The sequence below is a fragment of the Brevundimonas subvibrioides genome (assembly GCF_027271155.1).
Classification (GTDB): domain Bacteria; phylum Pseudomonadota; class Alphaproteobacteria; order Caulobacterales; family Caulobacteraceae; genus Brevundimonas; species Brevundimonas subvibrioides_D.
In genome coordinates, this window is record NZ_CP114542.1 from 939,233 (window position 1) to 955,019 (window position 15,787).

At 66.4% G+C, this 15,787-nt stretch carries 19 protein-coding genes; 6 read left to right on the forward strand and 13 right to left on the reverse strand.

From position 1 onward, the window contains the following. Positions 1 to 77: 77 nt before the first annotated feature. Both O3139_RS04680 and O3139_RS04685 read right to left on the reverse strand, forming a co-directional pair. Positions 78 to 566, reverse strand: a complete 489-nt coding sequence (locus O3139_RS04680; protein ID WP_269515809.1) for a BA14K family protein — start codon at positions 564 to 566, stop codon at positions 78 to 80. 54 nt (positions 567 to 620) lie between these two features. Then, entirely contained in the window at positions 621 to 1,127 is a 507-nt protein-coding gene (locus tag O3139_RS04685; protein ID WP_269515810.1) for a hypothetical protein, read from the reverse strand. Between the two features lie 115 nt (positions 1,128 to 1,242). On the opposite strand from O3139_RS04685, the gene O3139_RS04690 reads away from it, so the two are divergent. Together O3139_RS04690 and O3139_RS04695 are read left to right on the forward strand one after the other, a co-directional pair. Beyond that, the gene (locus O3139_RS04690) at positions 1,243 to 2,445 is read left to right on the forward strand and encodes a threonine ammonia-lyase (RefSeq protein WP_269515811.1); all 1,203 of its coding nucleotides are present in this window, start codon (positions 1,243 to 1,245) and stop codon (positions 2,443 to 2,445) included. Beyond that, entirely contained in the window at positions 2,426 to 2,953 is a 528-nt protein-coding gene (locus O3139_RS04695) for an FKBP-type peptidyl-prolyl cis-trans isomerase (protein WP_269515812.1), read from the forward strand. Before O3139_RS04690 ends, O3139_RS04695 begins: the two co-directional genes overlap by 20 nt. Before the next feature lie 4 nt (positions 2,954 to 2,957). Here O3139_RS04695 and O3139_RS04700 read toward each other — a convergent pair whose 3' ends face one another. The 5 genes from O3139_RS04700 to O3139_RS14745 form a co-directional block, all read right to left on the reverse strand. Next, positions 2,958 to 3,533, reverse strand: coding sequence for a hypothetical protein (locus O3139_RS04700; protein WP_269515814.1), 576 nt, complete (start codon positions 3,531 to 3,533; stop codon positions 2,958 to 2,960). After that, positions 3,530 to 3,727, reverse strand: a complete 198-nt coding sequence (locus O3139_RS04705; protein ID WP_269515815.1) for a hypothetical protein — start codon at positions 3,725 to 3,727, stop codon at positions 3,530 to 3,532. Before O3139_RS04705 ends, O3139_RS04700 begins: the two co-directional genes overlap by 4 nt. 374 nt (positions 3,728 to 4,101) lie before the next feature. Further along, on the reverse strand, positions 4,102 to 4,443 hold the full coding sequence (locus O3139_RS04710; RefSeq protein ID WP_269515816.1) for a GIY-YIG nuclease family protein: 342 nt from the start codon (positions 4,441 to 4,443) through the stop codon (positions 4,102 to 4,104). 466 nt (positions 4,444 to 4,909) lie between these two features. Beyond that, positions 4,910 to 5,062: a hypothetical protein gene (locus O3139_RS14740; protein ID WP_420022345.1), complete on the reverse strand. Its 153-nt coding sequence runs from the start codon at positions 5,060 to 5,062 to the stop codon at positions 4,910 to 4,912. 530 nt (positions 5,063 to 5,592) lie between these two features. After that, positions 5,593 to 5,808: a hypothetical protein gene (locus tag O3139_RS14745; protein ID WP_420022339.1), complete on the reverse strand. Its 216-nt coding sequence runs from the start codon at positions 5,806 to 5,808 to the stop codon at positions 5,593 to 5,595. Here O3139_RS14745 and O3139_RS04715 point away from each other — a divergent pair. After that, positions 5,747 to 6,559 carry a BglII/BstYI family type II restriction endonuclease gene (locus O3139_RS04715; RefSeq protein ID WP_269515818.1) on the forward strand — a complete coding sequence of 271 codons (813 nt, stop codon included), beginning with the start codon at positions 5,747 to 5,749 and terminating at the stop codon, positions 6,557 to 6,559. The two genes, O3139_RS14745 and O3139_RS04715, sit on opposite strands and share 62 nt — an antisense overlap. 140 nt (positions 6,560 to 6,699) lie before the next feature. Continuing rightward, positions 6,700 to 7,347, forward strand: a complete 648-nt coding sequence (locus O3139_RS04720; protein WP_269515819.1) for an MT-A70 family methyltransferase — start codon at positions 6,700 to 6,702, stop codon at positions 7,345 to 7,347. Positions 7,348 to 7,350: 3 nt separating this feature from the next. Here O3139_RS04720 and O3139_RS04725 read toward each other — a convergent pair whose 3' ends face one another. Continuing rightward, on the reverse strand, positions 7,351 to 7,638 hold the full coding sequence (locus O3139_RS04725) for a ribbon-helix-helix domain-containing protein (RefSeq protein ID WP_269515820.1): 288 nt from the start codon (positions 7,636 to 7,638) through the stop codon (positions 7,351 to 7,353). Between the two features lie 71 nt (positions 7,639 to 7,709). Beyond that, positions 7,710 to 9,941, reverse strand: coding sequence for an excinuclease ABC subunit UvrB (gene uvrB / locus O3139_RS04730; protein WP_269515821.1), 2,232 nt, complete (start codon positions 9,939 to 9,941; stop codon positions 7,710 to 7,712). On the opposite strand from uvrB, the gene O3139_RS04735 reads away from it, so the two are divergent. Continuing rightward, positions 9,940 to 10,116: a hypothetical protein gene (locus O3139_RS04735; protein WP_269515822.1), complete on the forward strand. Its 177-nt coding sequence runs from the start codon at positions 9,940 to 9,942 to the stop codon at positions 10,114 to 10,116. The genes uvrB and O3139_RS04735 overlap by 2 nt on opposite strands. A gap of 70 nt (positions 10,117 to 10,186) precedes the next feature. Here the strand turns inward: O3139_RS04735 and O3139_RS04740 are convergent, their stop codons facing one another. From O3139_RS04740 to O3139_RS04750, 3 genes are all read right to left on the reverse strand, one after another. Further along, the gene (locus O3139_RS04740) at positions 10,187 to 10,639 is read right to left on the reverse strand and encodes an SgcJ/EcaC family oxidoreductase (RefSeq protein ID WP_269515824.1); all 453 of its coding nucleotides are present in this window, start codon (positions 10,637 to 10,639) and stop codon (positions 10,187 to 10,189) included. 125 nt (positions 10,640 to 10,764) lie between these two features. After that, positions 10,765 to 11,562: a helix-turn-helix domain-containing protein gene (locus O3139_RS04745; protein ID WP_269515825.1), complete on the reverse strand. Its 798-nt coding sequence runs from the start codon at positions 11,560 to 11,562 to the stop codon at positions 10,765 to 10,767. A 133-nt stretch (positions 11,563 to 11,695) separates the two neighbouring features. Continuing rightward, a complete protein-coding gene (locus tag O3139_RS04750) occupies positions 11,696 to 12,079 on the reverse strand; it encodes a DNA-binding protein (RefSeq protein WP_269515826.1) in 384 nt (127 codons plus the stop codon). 120 nt (positions 12,080 to 12,199) lie between these two features. Between O3139_RS04750 and O3139_RS04755 the strand changes: the two genes are divergently transcribed. Next, positions 12,200 to 12,547, forward strand: a complete 348-nt coding sequence (locus O3139_RS04755; protein WP_269515827.1) for an endonuclease domain-containing protein — start codon at positions 12,200 to 12,202, stop codon at positions 12,545 to 12,547. A 132-nt stretch (positions 12,548 to 12,679) separates the two neighbouring features. On the opposite strand, the gene O3139_RS04760 is transcribed toward O3139_RS04755, so the two are convergent. After that, on the reverse strand, positions 12,680 to 15,775 hold the full coding sequence (locus O3139_RS04760) for a type ISP restriction/modification enzyme (protein ID WP_269515828.1): 3,096 nt from the start codon (positions 15,773 to 15,775) through the stop codon (positions 12,680 to 12,682). Positions 15,776 to 15,787: the final 12 nt, after the last annotated feature.

The following is a 15,787-nucleotide window of genomic DNA, read 5'->3' on the forward strand; positions in this document are numbered from 1 at the left end:
TAAGGCGATCCCGCTGCGTCCGAAAGATGGCGAACGCGGGTTACCCACTGTCTCGTGATCGGCCGGGAGGCCCGGCGTCACCCGCAGAACACCAGACGGCCGGAATAGGCGCGGTAGTAGCCACTGCCGGGATCGTAGGAGCGGTAGCGCGCGGCGCACCAGGACGACCGGCTGCCGACCTGACCGCCGTAACCGCTGCCAGGATACACCTGGTCCGGGCGGCCGTATGCTCCGTAGTACTGGGTGCCCTGGCTGTAGGGCTGGTAGACATAGCCGCCGCCCTGCCCATGGCCGTAGGACGTGTAGCGTCGATGGTCATAGTCCGGACCACGGGTCTGGCTGCTGTCGCGCCGCTGGTCGCGCCAGGAGGCTCCGCAGTCGTCCCGCCCCCGATCCCAATAGGCGTCGCAGCGGTAATCGCCCGGCCGGTCGGCCTGACCGCTGAAGTCGTCTCCATACCGGCCGTCGCTCGAATAGGTCCGGGCCGGATCGGGATGGGGCCCGCTCTGCGCCGAGGCGGGGCCTGCGACGGTCAGGACAAGGGCGGCGAGGGCGAAGGCTTTCATCGAAGGGACGCCTCGGGCTGGGGCGGGACCGGCCCGCGCGGATGGGGGTAAGCCTTACAGGGTGACGTTGGCGGTCGTGCCGGCGCGGGTGACGACGTGGCGCATCAGGATGATCCGGTCCGCCCCGGCGCTGACCGGCGTGATCAGGAACCAGCCGCCCTCGGGCAGGGCGTCGAACCGGAACCGGCCGTTGGTGCAGGTCTGGGACCGGACGTAGGAGCGGTAGTCGGCATTGGGGTCGGGCACGGTGCGGGCGCGGACCACCACCTCGGGCACGGCGGCCTGTTCGGTCGAGCCATACAGGGTCTGGAACCGCTGGCGGGTATAGGGGGTGTCCGGCGTCAGGCCGACCGAGCCGGTGCAGGCGAAGCTCTGGCCGTCGCGCCCGAAGGCCACGCGCCCCTCGATGGCGGCGTTCCCGATCCGGGCGGAGGGTGCGAAGTCGGCGGCGTTGAAGGCGGCGGGGGGACCATAGCCGCCACCGGCCGTTCCCATGGTCGGGGCGCAGGCCCCCAGACCGGCCGCGACGGCCGCAACGGCGACGAAGGTACGGATCGACATCGGCAGGCTCCCTTCAAGACACGCGGAATCGCCCGTCAGGCGACCGCCACAAGACCCCTAACGCAGGCGTAAGGTCAAGGTTGCGAGACCTGACGGCGGGCGCCACAACCGCCCCATGAGCGTCACCTTCGAAGACATCCAGGCCGCGCAGTCGCGCATCGCCGGCCAGGTCGACCGCACCCCCGTCCGCCACTCCCGCCGCCTGTCGCAGGCCACGGGGGCCGAGGTCTGGGTCAAGTTCGACAACCTGCATTTCACCGGCTCCTTCAAGGAGCGCGGTGCGCTGAATCGCCTCCTGTCCCTGACCCCCGACGAGCGGCGGCGCGGCGTGGTGGCGGCCAGCGCGGGCAACCATGCCCAGGCCCTGGCCTATCACGGCGGCCGGCTGGGCATCCCCGTGACCATCGTCATGCCCGAGGGCACGCCCTTCACCAAGGTCGACGGCACCCGCGGCCACGGCGCCCATGTGGTCATCCACGGCCTGGACTTCACCGCCTCCACCACCGAGGCCCACCGGCTGAGGGACACCGAGGGCTTCGTCTTCATCTCCGCCTTCGACGATGCGGGCATCGTGGCGGGGCAGGGGGTCTGCGGCCTGGAGTTCCTCGAGGACGCCCCCGATCTGGACGCCCTGGTCATCCCCATCGGCGGCGGGGGCCTGATCGCGGGCTGCGCCATTGCGGCGAAGGCGATGAAGCCCGACATCCGCATCTTCGGCGTCGAGGCGGCCATGTATCCCTCCTTCAGCGCCCGGCGGGCGGGCCTGCCGCCCGTCTGCGGCGGGGCGACGATCGCCGAGGGCATCGCCATCAAGGCCGTCGGCGACATCCCCTTCGCCCTGGCCGACCCCCTGGTCGAGGACGTCGTGGTCTGCGCCGAGGAGGATTTCGAGCGCGCCGTCTCCCTGTTCGCCACCCTCGAAAAGACCGTCGCGGAGGGGGCCGGGGCCGGGGGTCTGGCCGCCCTGCTGGCCCAACCGGAGCGGTTCCGGGGGATGAAGGTCGGCCTCGTTCTCTGCGGCGGCAACATCGACGCCCGGATGCTGGCCGTGGTCCTGAACCGCGAGATGGTCAGGGAGCGCCGCCTGATCGTCTATCGCATCCTGTCCGACGACCGGCCGGGCATCCTGTCGGCCATGGCCCGGGTCATCGGCGACGTCGGCGGCAACATCATCGACGTCGTCCACAACCGTCTGGCGCTGGACGTGCCGGCCAAGGGGGCGGAGTTCGACATCATGGTCGAAACGCGCGATAGCGCCCACGCCGACGAGATCGGACAGGCTTTGAGGGACCAGGGTTATGCGCTTCGGATGGGTTAGGCCTTTCGTTCTGGTCGCGGTCCTGGCCGTGTCCGCCTGCAACAGGGGCGACGCCGCGCCGGGCGCCGATGCGGAGGCGGACCTGAAGGCCGCCGAGTTCTTCCTGACCTCCAACGCCCGCGCCGAGGGCATCCGCACCACGGCCAGCGGCCTGCAGTACAAGGTCCTGAACAGCGGCCCGTCCGGCGCCCCCAGCCCCGACCGCAACGACCTGGTCCGCGTGGACTATGAGGGGGCGCTGACGGACGGCACGGTGTTCGACTCCTCCTTCGCCCGGGGCATCCCCTATGCCACCCATGTGGACGCGGTCGTGCCCGGCTGGACCGAGGCCCTGCAGATGATGAAGGCCGGCGACGAGTGGATGCTCTACCTCCCGCCCGACCTCGGCTATGGCGACCAGGGCCAGGGCGACATCCCGCCCAATTCGGTGCTGGTGTTCCGGGTCAAGCTGCTCGACGTCGCCCCCGTCCCGGGCGGCGGACGGGGTGTCGGGCTGGCGACGGGCTGACCCTCTAGGGCCACCTCTCCGCCACCCCGTCCGGCAGCCCGACTTCCTCACGCCAGGTCCGCGCGTGCAGTTGCAGGATCAGGATGTCCAGCTCCCACTGCGGCTTCAACCGCCCCTCGGCATCCCACAGCACTTCGCCCCAGGCATAGCCGCGCGCCTTCTCCCGATCCGCCACCGCCACCTCGGCCCCCAGAAGCCGCGCCCGCTCGCTATAGATGAAGCCCAGGTGCCACAGCGGCGCGTCCCCGATCGGCCCACCCTTCAGGATGCGCATCAGATCGAGCGCCAGCTCTCGCACGCTCTCCAGATCGTTCAGGAACCGCTCTCGCTTCCGTTCCGCAAAGCTGTCCCATCCCTCCACCGGCTCGACCGGTCCCGACTGCGGTTCGGGCCGCGTCCACCCCTCGGCTTCCCTCCGTTTCCACAGGGCGGGCACGCCGACGTCATAACGTCTGGCCACCGACCGCGCCGTCTCCCCGCTCTCCCAGGCCTTGCGCACCTCGGCCCAGACGGAATCGGGACGGATCTTGCGCCGCGTCGGCCGGACCTCGTCCTCCGCCGCCCCTTCCGCCGCCGTCACGCCGTCTCCCGCTCCAGGGTCTCGATCTGACGATCCACCTCGGCCTTCAGTGTACGCCGGACCCGCCCCTCGGGCAGGGTCGCCACCAGCTTGATCAGCCCCACGATCCGTATCGCTTCCGACGCGACCCGACTGGCCTTGGCCAGCCGCGCGTCATCCCCCATCCCCGCCCACTTCGCCTTCACCCTCGCCATCCCGTCCTCCGCATCTGGCCCGACTCTCATCATCGCACGGCCCGATATGCGGGCGCGTTCGGGGGGCCGGTCGCGTGATCGGGTGTTGAAAGGACGGGGGAAATCGGAGCGAGCGCGGACAGTTGGGGGTGGTGGACCGGACATTTCCCTCGTCATTCCGGCCCTTCCTCCCCTTCGTCATTCCGGGCGCAGCGGAGCGGAGACCCGGAACGTGGCGGCGCCGCAGCGAAGCGAAGGCGATCTTCCAGCAACACTGTCCGCGACAGCTTAGCGCTCCCGCGCGCCGCCTCGTTGGCTGCTACGCGCCGCCCTTCGGGTCCGGGTCTTCCCCCGCTTGCGCCGGGGTTCGCCCGGAATGACGAAAGGGGGGTGGCTCAGTCCGCCTCGGACGGCGGCACCCAGGCCGGATCGTTCACCGGATACCAGTCCGCCGCCAGGTCCAGCCAGTCGGGGTTCGCATCCTCGATCAGCTTCAGCTTCCAGTCGCGTTTCCAGCCCTTGATCCGCTTCTCGCGCCGGATCGCCTCGACCACCCATTGGTGCTGTTCGTACCAGACCAGCGACGTGCAGCCCTTGTCCATCGAATAGCCGTCATAGGTCCCGTTCTTGTGCTTCCACACCCGCGCGTGGAGGTTGGACGTCATCCCGACATTGGTCGCCCCATTGCGCCCGTTCGCCATGATGTAGGTGGCGATGAAGGGACGGCGGATGGACATGATTGCAATCTAAACGCGCTTTTCCTCTCCGTCATTCCCGTTCTTTTTCTTCATTCGTCATTCCGGGCGCAGCGCAGCGGAGACCCGGAACCAGGCGGCGCCGCAGCGAAGCGCAGGCGATCTGTCAGCCGCCAGTGTCCGCGACAGCTTCGCGCTCCCGCGCGCCGCCTTGTTCCGGGTCTCCGGCGCAAGCGCGCCTGCGCCCGGAATGACGAAGGAGAAGAGTGCATCCCATCTCATCATTCCAGCCCTTCCTCCCCTTCGTCATTCCGGGCAAAGCGCAGCGGAGACCCGGAACCAGGCGGCGCCGCAGCGAAGCGCAGGCGATCTGTCAGCCGCCGGTGTCCGCGACAGCTTCGCGCTCCCGCGCGCCGCCTTGTTGGCTGCTACGCGCCGCCCTTCGGGACCGGGTCTCCCCCCGGCTTGCGCCGGGGTCCGCCCGGAATGACGAAAGAGGGGCGGGGGTTTAGGTCGTCCGCCGGTACGACCCCCGCCTGTTGAACGCCAGCCACCCCCGGTCCCGCAGCCCCTGCAACGGCTGCCTGATCCAGGGCCGGACGTTGTGGTTGCCGGGGTAGAGGGCCGCCAGCCGCGCCTCGAACCCATAGACCTCCGCCAGGGTGAACCCGGGTCGTCTCCTCCCTCTCCCGGCGGGAGAGGGCTTGAGCGCACGGCGGCCTCAGCCGTCGTCCTGGCGCGAAAGGGTGAGGGGTTAAGGTGCCAGCCGGTGAGTGCGTAACCCCTCACCCTTTGGCTGCTACGCGCCGCCCTTCGGGTCGGCTGATGCGCATCGCTTCGCTCTGCGAGCCTCAAGCCCTCTCCCTATGGGAGAGGGAGTGGCCGGGCGCAGTTGAACCGCGTCCTCGACCCGAATGCCTCGAATGTGACGCTGGACATCCTGAACCGCGCGGCGCGGGTGCTGGGGCATTCGCTGAAGGTGGAGTTGGTTTAGGGCGAGCCGCCCCGTCCCCCTTTCGTCATCCTCCGGCGAAGCGCAGCGGAGACCGGGTGACGCAGCGGCGCGCGAGAGCGCGAAATTGCCGCACACACTGACTGCAAAGAGATCGTGCCTGAACAGATCGCCTTCGGCGCCGCTGTGTCCCCCGGTCTGCGCCGCGAAGGCGCGGCTTGCCGGAGGATGACGAAAGATCAGGTCGTCCGCCTGTACGTCCCCCGCCCGTTGAACGCCAGCCAGCCCCGGTCCCGCAGCACCTGCAACTGCTGCCTGATCTTCGGTCGCACATTGTGGTTGCCGGGGTAGATCGCCTTGTCCCGGCGATGGAATCCGATGCATCGTGCCGCGATGAACGATGACGAGACATTCGAGGACGAAGTATCGCGAGACGAGGTCGCGCTTTCTCCCAACGAGGCCGCTGACCCTCAGGAGATCGTCGCGCGGATGATACCCCCGGACCTACTCGCGAAGTATGAAGTTCACAGCTATCGCAGCGCGGCGACGATCCTGGCTCTGAGCCACGAAGGTCTGTTCGAGGAACTGTGTGACGCCCTGAGAGACTTCGCGATTACGGAGACGATGATCCGGACCGCAGGCGGCAACGAGTCCGAAATCCCCAAGCTTCTGTCCGCCAGTCTTCGCCCCAAGGAATGGCGCGAAACCATCATTCGAGGCGACCTGAAGGTCGAGAAGATCGCCAAGCGTTACGTGACGACAAGCAAACGCGGGAAGCCGCTTGCGAAGCCCAGATACGAGAAGATGGAGCCGGAGATTATCACGAGGGCAAAATACCTCGACGGGCATAAGGTCGACTACGTGAAGGGCAAGGTTGCCTTCGACCTCGAATGGAACAGCAAGGATCAGACCTTTGACCGGGACCTATACGCCTTCTCGGCGTTCGCCCAGACCGGGGTCGTGGATGTGGGCGTTCTGGTGACTAGAGGCGTCGAGATGACCGAGTTCATCAAGGGGCTCGGCCCCGCGCTGACGAAAAGCGGCAAGATAGAAATGAAAGACGGGACGCCGCGTACAACGGCAGCCAAATACGGGGCCAGCACCACATGGATGGGGAAGTTGCTTTATCGCCTAAATGCCGGCCGCAACGGTGCCTGTCCCGTCCTCGTATTCGGGATCACGCCCCGCTGCGTCGTGGAACGCTAACGCCGTCGTGGACACCCGGTCTACTTTTTGTAGACAAATCGTCCAGAACAAACGATGAACTAGGTATGCGGAGCGCACACCTTGCCGTTACCGTCGGTTACGCGCGCCACTGATTCTGTCCGCAGCGCGGGGGTGAGTGAATGGCCTACGATGCAGAGCAGCCCGATGCAGGCCGTGATCTCCTTACCTTCGCGAAGGGGAAGAAGTTCCGCACGATCCTGGCCGATCCACCTTGGCAATTTCAGAACCGCACGGGGAAAGTCGCGCCGGAGCACAAGCGGCTGAACCGCTATCCGACCATGGACCTGCAAGGCATCTGCGACCTGCCGGTTGCCGAGGTCGCTCAGGACACGGCGCATCTCTACATGTGGGTGCCCAACGCCCTGCTGCCCGAGGGGCTGGAGGTCATGAAGGCCTGGGGCTTCAACTACAAATCCAACCTGATCTGGCACAAGATCCGTAAGGACGGCGGTTCGGACGGTCGGGGCGTCGGCTTTTATTTCCGCAATGTGACCGAGATCATCCTGTTCGGAACGCGCGGCAAGAATGCGCGCACCGAGGCTCCGGGGCGGCGGCAGGTCAATATGATCGAGACGCGCAAGCGGGAACACAGCCGCAAGCCCGACGAGCAGTACGAACTGATCGAGGCGTGCAGTCCAGGGCCGTATCTGGAACTGTTTGCGCGCGGCGAGCGGCCGAAATGGGCCGTCTGGGGCAATCAGGCGGATGAGACCTATGCGCCGACGTGGAAGACGTATTCGTACAACTCTTCGGTAGCCGCCGAGTAACTCTCACGCCGCGCGGTCGGCGAACCCGGCTTCGACCTCGGCCTCGATCTCGTCGAGGAAGGCCCGGATGTCGGTGACCTCGATGACTTCGCCGCGCTCGATCTCGTCGAGCCCCACCTGAACCAGGCCATTGAAGCGTTCCACGCGGAAGGCGTCGGCCTCGGCGCGGGGCATCATCCGCAGGATGGCTTCATGGATCAGGGTGTCGGTGTCGGGATATTCCCCGGCAGCGACCTGATCCCGGACGAACCGGTCGAGCGCGGGCGGCAGGGTGACATTGAGCACGGCCATGGGGAGAGGATAGCACAGATGGCGGCGGTGCGGAATGTGGGACCCTCTCCCCTTGGGGGAGAGGGGACCGACTACAACCGCCCCTTCCGGAACGCCTCCGCCTTCTCCGCCGCCGCCTCCGCGCGCCACTTCTTCGGCGCGGTCTTGTCGACCGCTTCCCCCGCCCCGGTCATGATCTCGTTGGCGAACTCCAGGTCCAGCAGCTTCAGTTTCTTGATCTCGTCGCGCAGGCGGCCGGCCTCCTCGAACTCGAGGTTGGAGGCGGCCTCGCGCATCTTGCCTTCGAGGTCCTTCAGCGTGGCCTGGAAATTGTTGCCGATGAAGGGGCGGGTGTCTTCCTTCACGCCCGTGGTCGGGATCAGGACGCGGTCCTTCTCATAAGGGCTGTCGAGGATCTCCTTGATGTCGCGCTTGACGCTCTCGGGCGTGATGCCGTGTTCCAGATTGTAGGCGGTCTGGCGCTCTCGCCGGCGATTCGTCTCGGCCATGGCGCGCTCCATCGAGCCGGTGACGCGGTCGGCATAGAGGATGACGCGGCCGTCGACATTGCGGGCCGCGCGGCCGATGGTCTGGATCAGGGAGGTCTCCGAGCGCAGGAAGCCCTCCTTGTCCGCATCGAGGATGGCAACCAGGCCGCATTCGGGGATGTCGAGCCCCTCGCGCAAAAGGTTGATGCCGATCAGGACGTCGAAGGTGCCCAGGCGCAGGTCACGGATGATCTCGATCCGCTCCATGGTGTCGACGTCAGAGTGCATGTAGCGGACGCGCACGCCCTGTTCGTGCATATATTCGGTCAGGTCCTCGGCCATCTTCTTGGTCAGGACGGTGACCAGGGAGCGGTAGCCGGCGCGGGCCACGGCCTTGACCTCGTCGATGACGTCGTCGACCTGGTTGCGGGTGGCGCCGCTGACGGGGCGGATCTCGACCGGGGGGTCGATCAGGCCGGTGGGGCGGATGACCTGTTCGACGAAGACGCCGCCGGTCTGTTCCATCTCCCACGGGCCGGGGGTGGCCGAGACGTGGACCGTCTGGGGCCGCATCGCCTCCCATTCGTCGAACTTCAGCGGGCGGTTGTCGATGCAGGAGGGCAGGCGGAAGCCGTATTCGGCCAATGTGGATTTGCGGCGGTAGTCGCCCCGGAACATGCCGTTGATCTGGCCGATGGTGACGTGGCTCTCGTCCACGAACAGCAGGGCGTTGTCGGGGATGTATTCGAAGAAGGTGGGCGGGGGCTCGCCCGGCGCGCGGCCGGTCAGCCAGCGGGAATAGTTCTCGATCCCGGCGCAGGAGCCGGTGGCCTCCATCATCTCCAGATCGAAGCGCACGCGCTGTTCCAGCCGCTGGGCCTCCAGCAGCTTGCCGTTCTCGATCATCCAGTCGAGCGTCTCCTTCAGCTCGGCCTTGATGCCGCCGAGCGCCTGGTTGAGCGTCGGCCGGGGGGTGACGTAGTGGCTGGCGGCATAGACGGTGACCTCCTTCAGATCGGCGGTCTTCCGGCCGGTCAGGGGGTCGAACTCGGCGATCGCCTCGATCTCGTCGCCGAACAGGCTGACGCGCCAGGCCCGGTCGTCGAGGTGGACGGGGAAGATCTCGACGGTGTCGCCGCGTTTCCTGAACATGCCGCGGTCGAAGGCGACGTCGTTCCTCTTGTACTGAAGCGCGATCAGGTCGGCCCGCAGCTTCGACTCGTCGATCTGGTCGCCGACCTTCAGGTCGAAGGTCATGGCCGTATAGGTCTCCACCGACCCGATGCCGTAGATGCAGGAGACCGAGGCCACGACGATGACGTCGTCCCGCTCCAGAATCGACCGCGTCGCCGAGTGCCGCATCCGGTCGATCTGCTCGTTTATGCTTGAGTCCTTCTCGATATATGTATCAGTTCTAGGTACATATGCTTCCGGCTGGTAGTAGTCGTAGTAGCTGACGAAGTATTCGACCGCATTGTCGGGGAAGAAGGCCTTGAACTCGCTGTATAGCTGGGCCGCCAGGGTCTTGTTCGGCGCGAGGATCAGGGCCGGGCGCTGGGTCGCCTCGATGACCTTGGCCATGGTGAAGGTCTTGCCCGAGCCAGTGACGCCCAGCAGGACCTGGTCGCGGTCGCCCTGGGCCGCCTGGGACACCAGTTCGGCGATGGCGGCGGGCTGGTCGCCGGCGGGGGTGTAGGTGGTCTCCAGCCGGAAGCGGTGCTTCTGGCGGCCGGTCAGGGATTTGGCGGGGCGGTCGGGGCGGTGCGGGGTCCACTCGCCCGCATTGACCGGCGGCTCCTCCGGCGTCAGGCGCGGTCCGGTGACGGGGGCGAACATGGGCAGGTTCGACGTGGCCCGCCCTCCGGTCGAGCCGGAGGAGGACGGGATATCGCCGTCGCGGAGGAAGGCCGACGGGGCCTCGGCCACGCCCCTGTTCGGAACGTGGACCGGCTTCCTGGTAACGGGGGCCGAGCCCTTCGGGGTCGAGGAACGGTTCATGAACGCAACCTAGTGCGCCGGGGACGATGTCGCCAGTCACTGCGCGGTCGCGTCGTCGGGTCCGGGAGGCTGTGTCGCTGACCTCAACCCGGCGCGGGGTCGTGGCGGGCGGCGTCGGCATCGATGCGGATGTTGGCGACGTGGCGCAGCGACAGGCCGTCGTCCCGCCCCGTGAAGACCAGGGTCATGCGGTTGGTCTCCGCCACGATCCGGTCCCCCGACGGCGTGGTGTAGTCGCCGAGCACCCAGCGGGCGACGCAGATCCGGACGTCCGGCGCGATCTGGACCACGCTGTCCACGCCCAGAAGGGTCAGGGGCACGTCGCGGAACATGATGGCAAAGAACACCTCATGCGCATGGATCACGGCGGGCAGGCCCCGCCAGTGCATGCCGACCACATTGACCCAGTGCAGGTCGGGCGCGGCGCGGGTGTACATGCCGGGAACGTCGTTGGCGTTCCAGGCGGCGGCGTGCTGATCCAGCCAGGCGTGGATATCGGCGTGGCCGTCGGTGGAGGGCTGGGCGAGGGCGGTCATGGCGGTGCCTGCGAGAGGAAGGGAAACAAGGCCGAGAACGGCGTGACGGCGGTGCATGGGTCGGTCTCCGTCCGGACGGACCCGCAGTCAGCCACGCCGGACCCCCGACCGATAGGACGGATCGGTCATGCCCGGACGACCGGAAGCGGCGAGGCGAACCCGCCGGGCGCGGTTCCGGCGAAGGCGTGGAAGTCGCGCTGGAGATGGGACTGGTCGAAATAGCCGTGGTCCTGGGCCAGGGCGGTCCAGGGGCGCGACGGGTCCCGGCCCCGGTCCGCCAGCATGGCGTCGAAGCGGACGATGCGGGCATAGAGTTTCGGCGCGACTCCGACCTGGGCGGTGAACCGCCGGTGGAACTGGCGTTCGCCCAGGCCCGCGCGGTCGGCCAGGGCGTCGATCCGCACCGCCCCCCGCATCCGGCGCAGGACATCCGCCGCCTGGTCGACCGCGTCGCGCGGGCGTGCGGCCTGCATCCGCCGCGACAGCCAGGCCTCGGCCGCGGCGACCCGCCCCTCGAAGCCCGCCGCCGACTGCACCGCGGCGCGCAGGTCGACCAGGGCCGCCCCGCCGACGTTGTCCGCCGCATGGGCGGCATCCGCCATCTCGTCCATCGGCAGTCCCAGAAGCCGGTTGAGGCCCCCCGCCTGGAACTGGATGTTGAAGCTGCAGATCTCGCCGCGCATCAAAAGGTCCGTATGCCGCCGGGTCTGGGGCCCCACGATCACGGCGTCCGGCACCGCCGCGAACCCCGACCCCACATCGGCCCAGTAGGGGGTGGCGGCATAGATCTCGATGAAGGCATTCGGCCGCGCGGTCAGCGGCAGCACCACCCCCGGCCCGGACAGGCGACCGGTCCGCTCCTGATAGCCGCGCACGACACCCCGAAGGCGGGCGGCGGCGGGCTGGCGACGATAGACGAGCATGGCCTCAGCCTAGCCGAAGCGCGGCACCCCGATCTACCGGCCCTGAGCTCGGCTCGGCTGCCGACACGCGCAGGCGGAGCCGGGGCGATTGTGGCGGAGGGCGCGGGGGGTGCCGAACAGGTCGGGTTGCAACTCAGTCCTTGCCGTCGCGGCCGTCGGGTTCCCTGGCGACGCCCTTGAAGGGGCCTTCGCTGGACTTGCGCTCCATGAACTGGCCCGTGCGCTCGTCGCGCTTCTGCCAGTCGCCGTTGGGTTGCTGAAACTGGGTGCGGCCGGTGACGGCCCCGCGGCGAAAGTCGTTACCCGTGTTCTTGGCCATCACAGCCTCCGTGGGAACAGATCGGGAACGTATACCGATTCTCGCCTTTGTCATCCGCACCCGTGCGCGAGCCACGACCTCGACGGCGCGCGACAGGGCGACCGCGCCGTCCAGCCTGGCATCGGCGAGATAGGCGGCAATGGCTTCCTCGGTGTCGAGGTAGTCCGCCGGATCGAAAGGCAGGGTTTTGAGGGGCATCATAATTCTCGTTCGAGCGCCTTGGCCCTGGCGATGTCTCGCGATTGAGAACTCCTGTCTCCGCCCCACAATAGCACAATCACTGTTTCTCCGGGAGAAGGAAAACGGTAAAGTTGTGCGATGAGAAAGATCTCGCAGGCGCGGGCGCTGCGACAATCCTCCGGCCTCGCCGAGGACAGGATGTGGGCCAGGCTGCGCGGGGGCCGGGTCGATGGACACAAATTCCGGCGGCAGCACCCGATCGGCCGTTTCATCGCCGACTTCGCCTGCGAGCCACTGAGGCTGGTAATCGAGTTGGATGGCGGCGTGCACGGGCTGGAGGCGGTGGCGGAACGGGACCGGGCGCGTCAGACGCAGATCGAGGCCATCGGCTGGACCGTGATCCGGTTCGACAATGCCGTAGCGCTGGGCGAGCCGCGCCGGATCGACGAGGCGGTGCGGGAGCATGCGAGGGCGTTAAGGCTGTGATCCCTCTCCCGGCGGGAGAGGGCTTGAGGCTCGCAGAGCGCAGCGATGCGCAAGCCGAAAGGGTGAGGGGTCGGTGCGTGACGGGTGGCGGGGTGCCCCTCACCCTTTCGCACAAGACTGATCGCTACGCTCTCAGGTGCTCAAGCCCTCTCCCGCCGGGAGAGGGAGTTCCCGCGCCCCCGGCGGCAATCCCGCCATGGCGTCGGTGATCGCCACTGTCTCGACGCTGACCGTCACCACACGGGCAAGCAGGTCCACGACCGTCTCCTTGTAGTCGGCGAAGCGGTAGGTGTTGAACTTCGCGGCGATGGTCGGGTCTTTCGGCTTCTTTTCCTTGTGCTGGTCCAGCACCCAGTCGATGGCCGAACGGTTGCCGAGGCGATAGCGCCAGGCCTCGGTCGGAATGCCCGACAGCTGGGTGTCGGCGTCCAGCACGACGATACCGGCGTCGGGATCGGACTTCAGCTTGACCACCGGGGTCGTGTCCGGCGCGCGTTTCGGGTCAGGGGTGTCGGTGCGGGTGAGGGGCGCGGGGGCTTTGGTCTCATAGCCGATGTGCAGGTCCAGCAGGGCCTGACCCCAGTCACGCCATTTCTTGAAGTCGGGATACAGCGGGATGCGCGGGAACTCGCGCTTCAGATTCAGGGCATAGGTCTCGCGGTACACCGGGTCGTGCAGCACGGCATAGACATAGGCGAAGATGTCGTCCTTCGATATCGCGGCGGCCTTGCCGTAGCGTTCGGTGAACTGTTTCAGCGCCCATTCGGTGATGTTGTCGAGACGGTCGCCTTCCTTGTTGTAGCGGAAGCGGGAAACGCTCTGGGTGCCACCATTGCCCTGCTTCAGGAGGCAGAGGTCGAAAACCTGTTGCACCGCTAGAGTCGACAAGTGATTCTGGGACGCGATACCCAAAAACGTGAGCGCCGTATTTGGCCCGCGACCGAACATCGATGGCTGCTGATAGGTCATGCCGTTGAAGTGTTGGTCGAAGTAAAGCCAGCGCTTAACAAACGGTCGGTAGGCTGCCTTTATGACGGCAGCGTCGCTGAATTCCTTTGTTACGCCGCTGCCGAGGTAGCGTGCCAACTCGCGGTCCCACTTGATCGTAGCCCTGCCTGTAAAAGTCGGCTCGCGGCGAGTGGCCTCATAGACCTCGACCATCTGCTTAGCTTTTGATTCCACGTTCGATTTGTCAGCATCATATACCCACTCGTCGCGCTGAGTTTTAAGGCCGTTTGAGCTCAGTCGGAAAATGGCATTGTGCTGATTGGTCATCCGCGTAGCCGAAATGTTTGGATCGACTAGGGGCAGCAGCTTATCCCAGTCATTATCGCTCAGGTTCAACCAGTCGTTCTTCCTGTCCGGCTGGATCGTCTCGACGGCTAGATTGCCCAGTCCGCCGATCGCGGAGATCGCCGCCAGCTTGTCCTCCGCCGTCTCCATTTCCGGTCGTCGCGCATAGCGGATCACCGCCCCGCCGGACTTGCCCTTCTTCTTGACCAGAAACACCATCGCCACGCCGGTCTGGATGCCGAAGACGTTGTGCTTGGTGCCCGACAGTTTCGGGTTGTCACGCACGTCACCACCCAGATCGACGACCCAGATTTCCGCGAACTCGCGCGCGATGACCTTTCGGAATCCGTCATAGGCGGCCTTGGCGAAGGGCTTTCGCCCGATGATGAAGGCGATGACGCCTTCGTCCTTCACCCGGTCCGAGGCCCAGCGGATGAAGCGGGTGTACATGTCATAGACGCTGTTCTTGTTCTGGGCCGTGCCTTCCTTGATGTAAGTCGCGCCGATCCGCTGATCGACGCGCGCATAGGGCCGGTTGGCGTTGTTCTGATTGTAGTTTTCCTGCCAGGCATTGTAGGGCGGATTGCCGATCACGACGCTGATCTTGCGGCTGTTCTGGCGCTTCACCCGGTCGGCGTTCTCGTCCGACATGCCGCCCAGCAGATCGTACTGGTGGCCGGAATAGATGCCGAGCGCGGCGACATTATCCAGCGTGTCCACGAAGCACAGGCCGGGGAACTCGGCATAGCCGCCGGTGATGGCGTTGTAGGTCGCCTCGATGTTCAGGTTTGCGACGTAATAGGGCAGGATCGCCACCTCATTGGCGTGCAGCTCCTCGGCGTATTTGTGCTTCAGCTTTTCGGGCTGGCCGCTGAAATGTTCCAGCAGTTCGACGATGAAGGTGCCGGTGCCCGTGGCGGGGTCGAGGATTTCGACGTCGCGGTCGATCAGGTTCTTCTTGAAATGCTTCTCGCACAGCCAGTCGGCGGACTCGACCATGAAGCGGACGATCTCGTTCGGGGTATAGACGACCCCCAGCCGGTCGGCGGCCTTGGCGTTATAGACCTTGTAGAACCCCTCATAGATCGCCTTGAGGAACCCCTGCTTTTCGCTGTGGGATTTGATCAGGGCGGCGGCGGATTCGATGGCGGCGTAGTAGGTCGAGAGTTTGGACAGGGTGCGGCGGCGCACGTCGCCGGAGAAGAAGGTGTCCTCCAGCGCATACAGGGCCTGGGCGACGTTGTTCTTGCGGTGGAACTCGTCGTCGCCGAACACCTTGGCGAAGATGTTTTCGGTCAGGATGTGCTGGATCAGCATTTCCCGAACGTCGTCGGCGGTCACCGAGGGATTGATCGTCTCCTTGGCCTGTTTCAGGAAGGCGGCGGCGGCGGTCTGGAACGCCGGGACGTTCGCCTGGGCCGCGTCGATCTGTTCGCGCAGGATGTCGAGGACGGGGGGCAGGTCGACCTTGAACTGGGCCACGGCCCTTTTGAAATTGGTCGTCTCCTCGCGCTCGTAGCCGAAGAAGATATCGAGCAGCTTGCCCAGTTCCGGGCCGTCGGTGACGGCGCAGTCCATGACGAACTTGCCGTGCTGCCACAGGACCGCGCGGTGGGTGTCCTCGAAGATGATGTTGGTCTTGGGATAGCCGCGCCGGAACTTCTTCTCGATCTCGACGTCGAGGTCGTCGTCCTCGTCCTTGGCCTCCCAATATCCGATGGGAAACCGCTCCAGCATGATCGCGCCGTCGACGCGATTGTTGACCTTGGCCGTCGTGGTGAAGGCGTGCTGGGGGATGAAGGTGAAGCCCAGCGGGCGGGCCCAGGCCTTCAGCAGGTCCTTGAACGCCTCGGAGGTCACGCCCTCGGTCGTGCCGCCGATGCGGCGAAGGGTGGCGAGTTCCTTCAGATAGGCGTTGATCAGTTGCTGGCTCATGCGGTCCCCTGC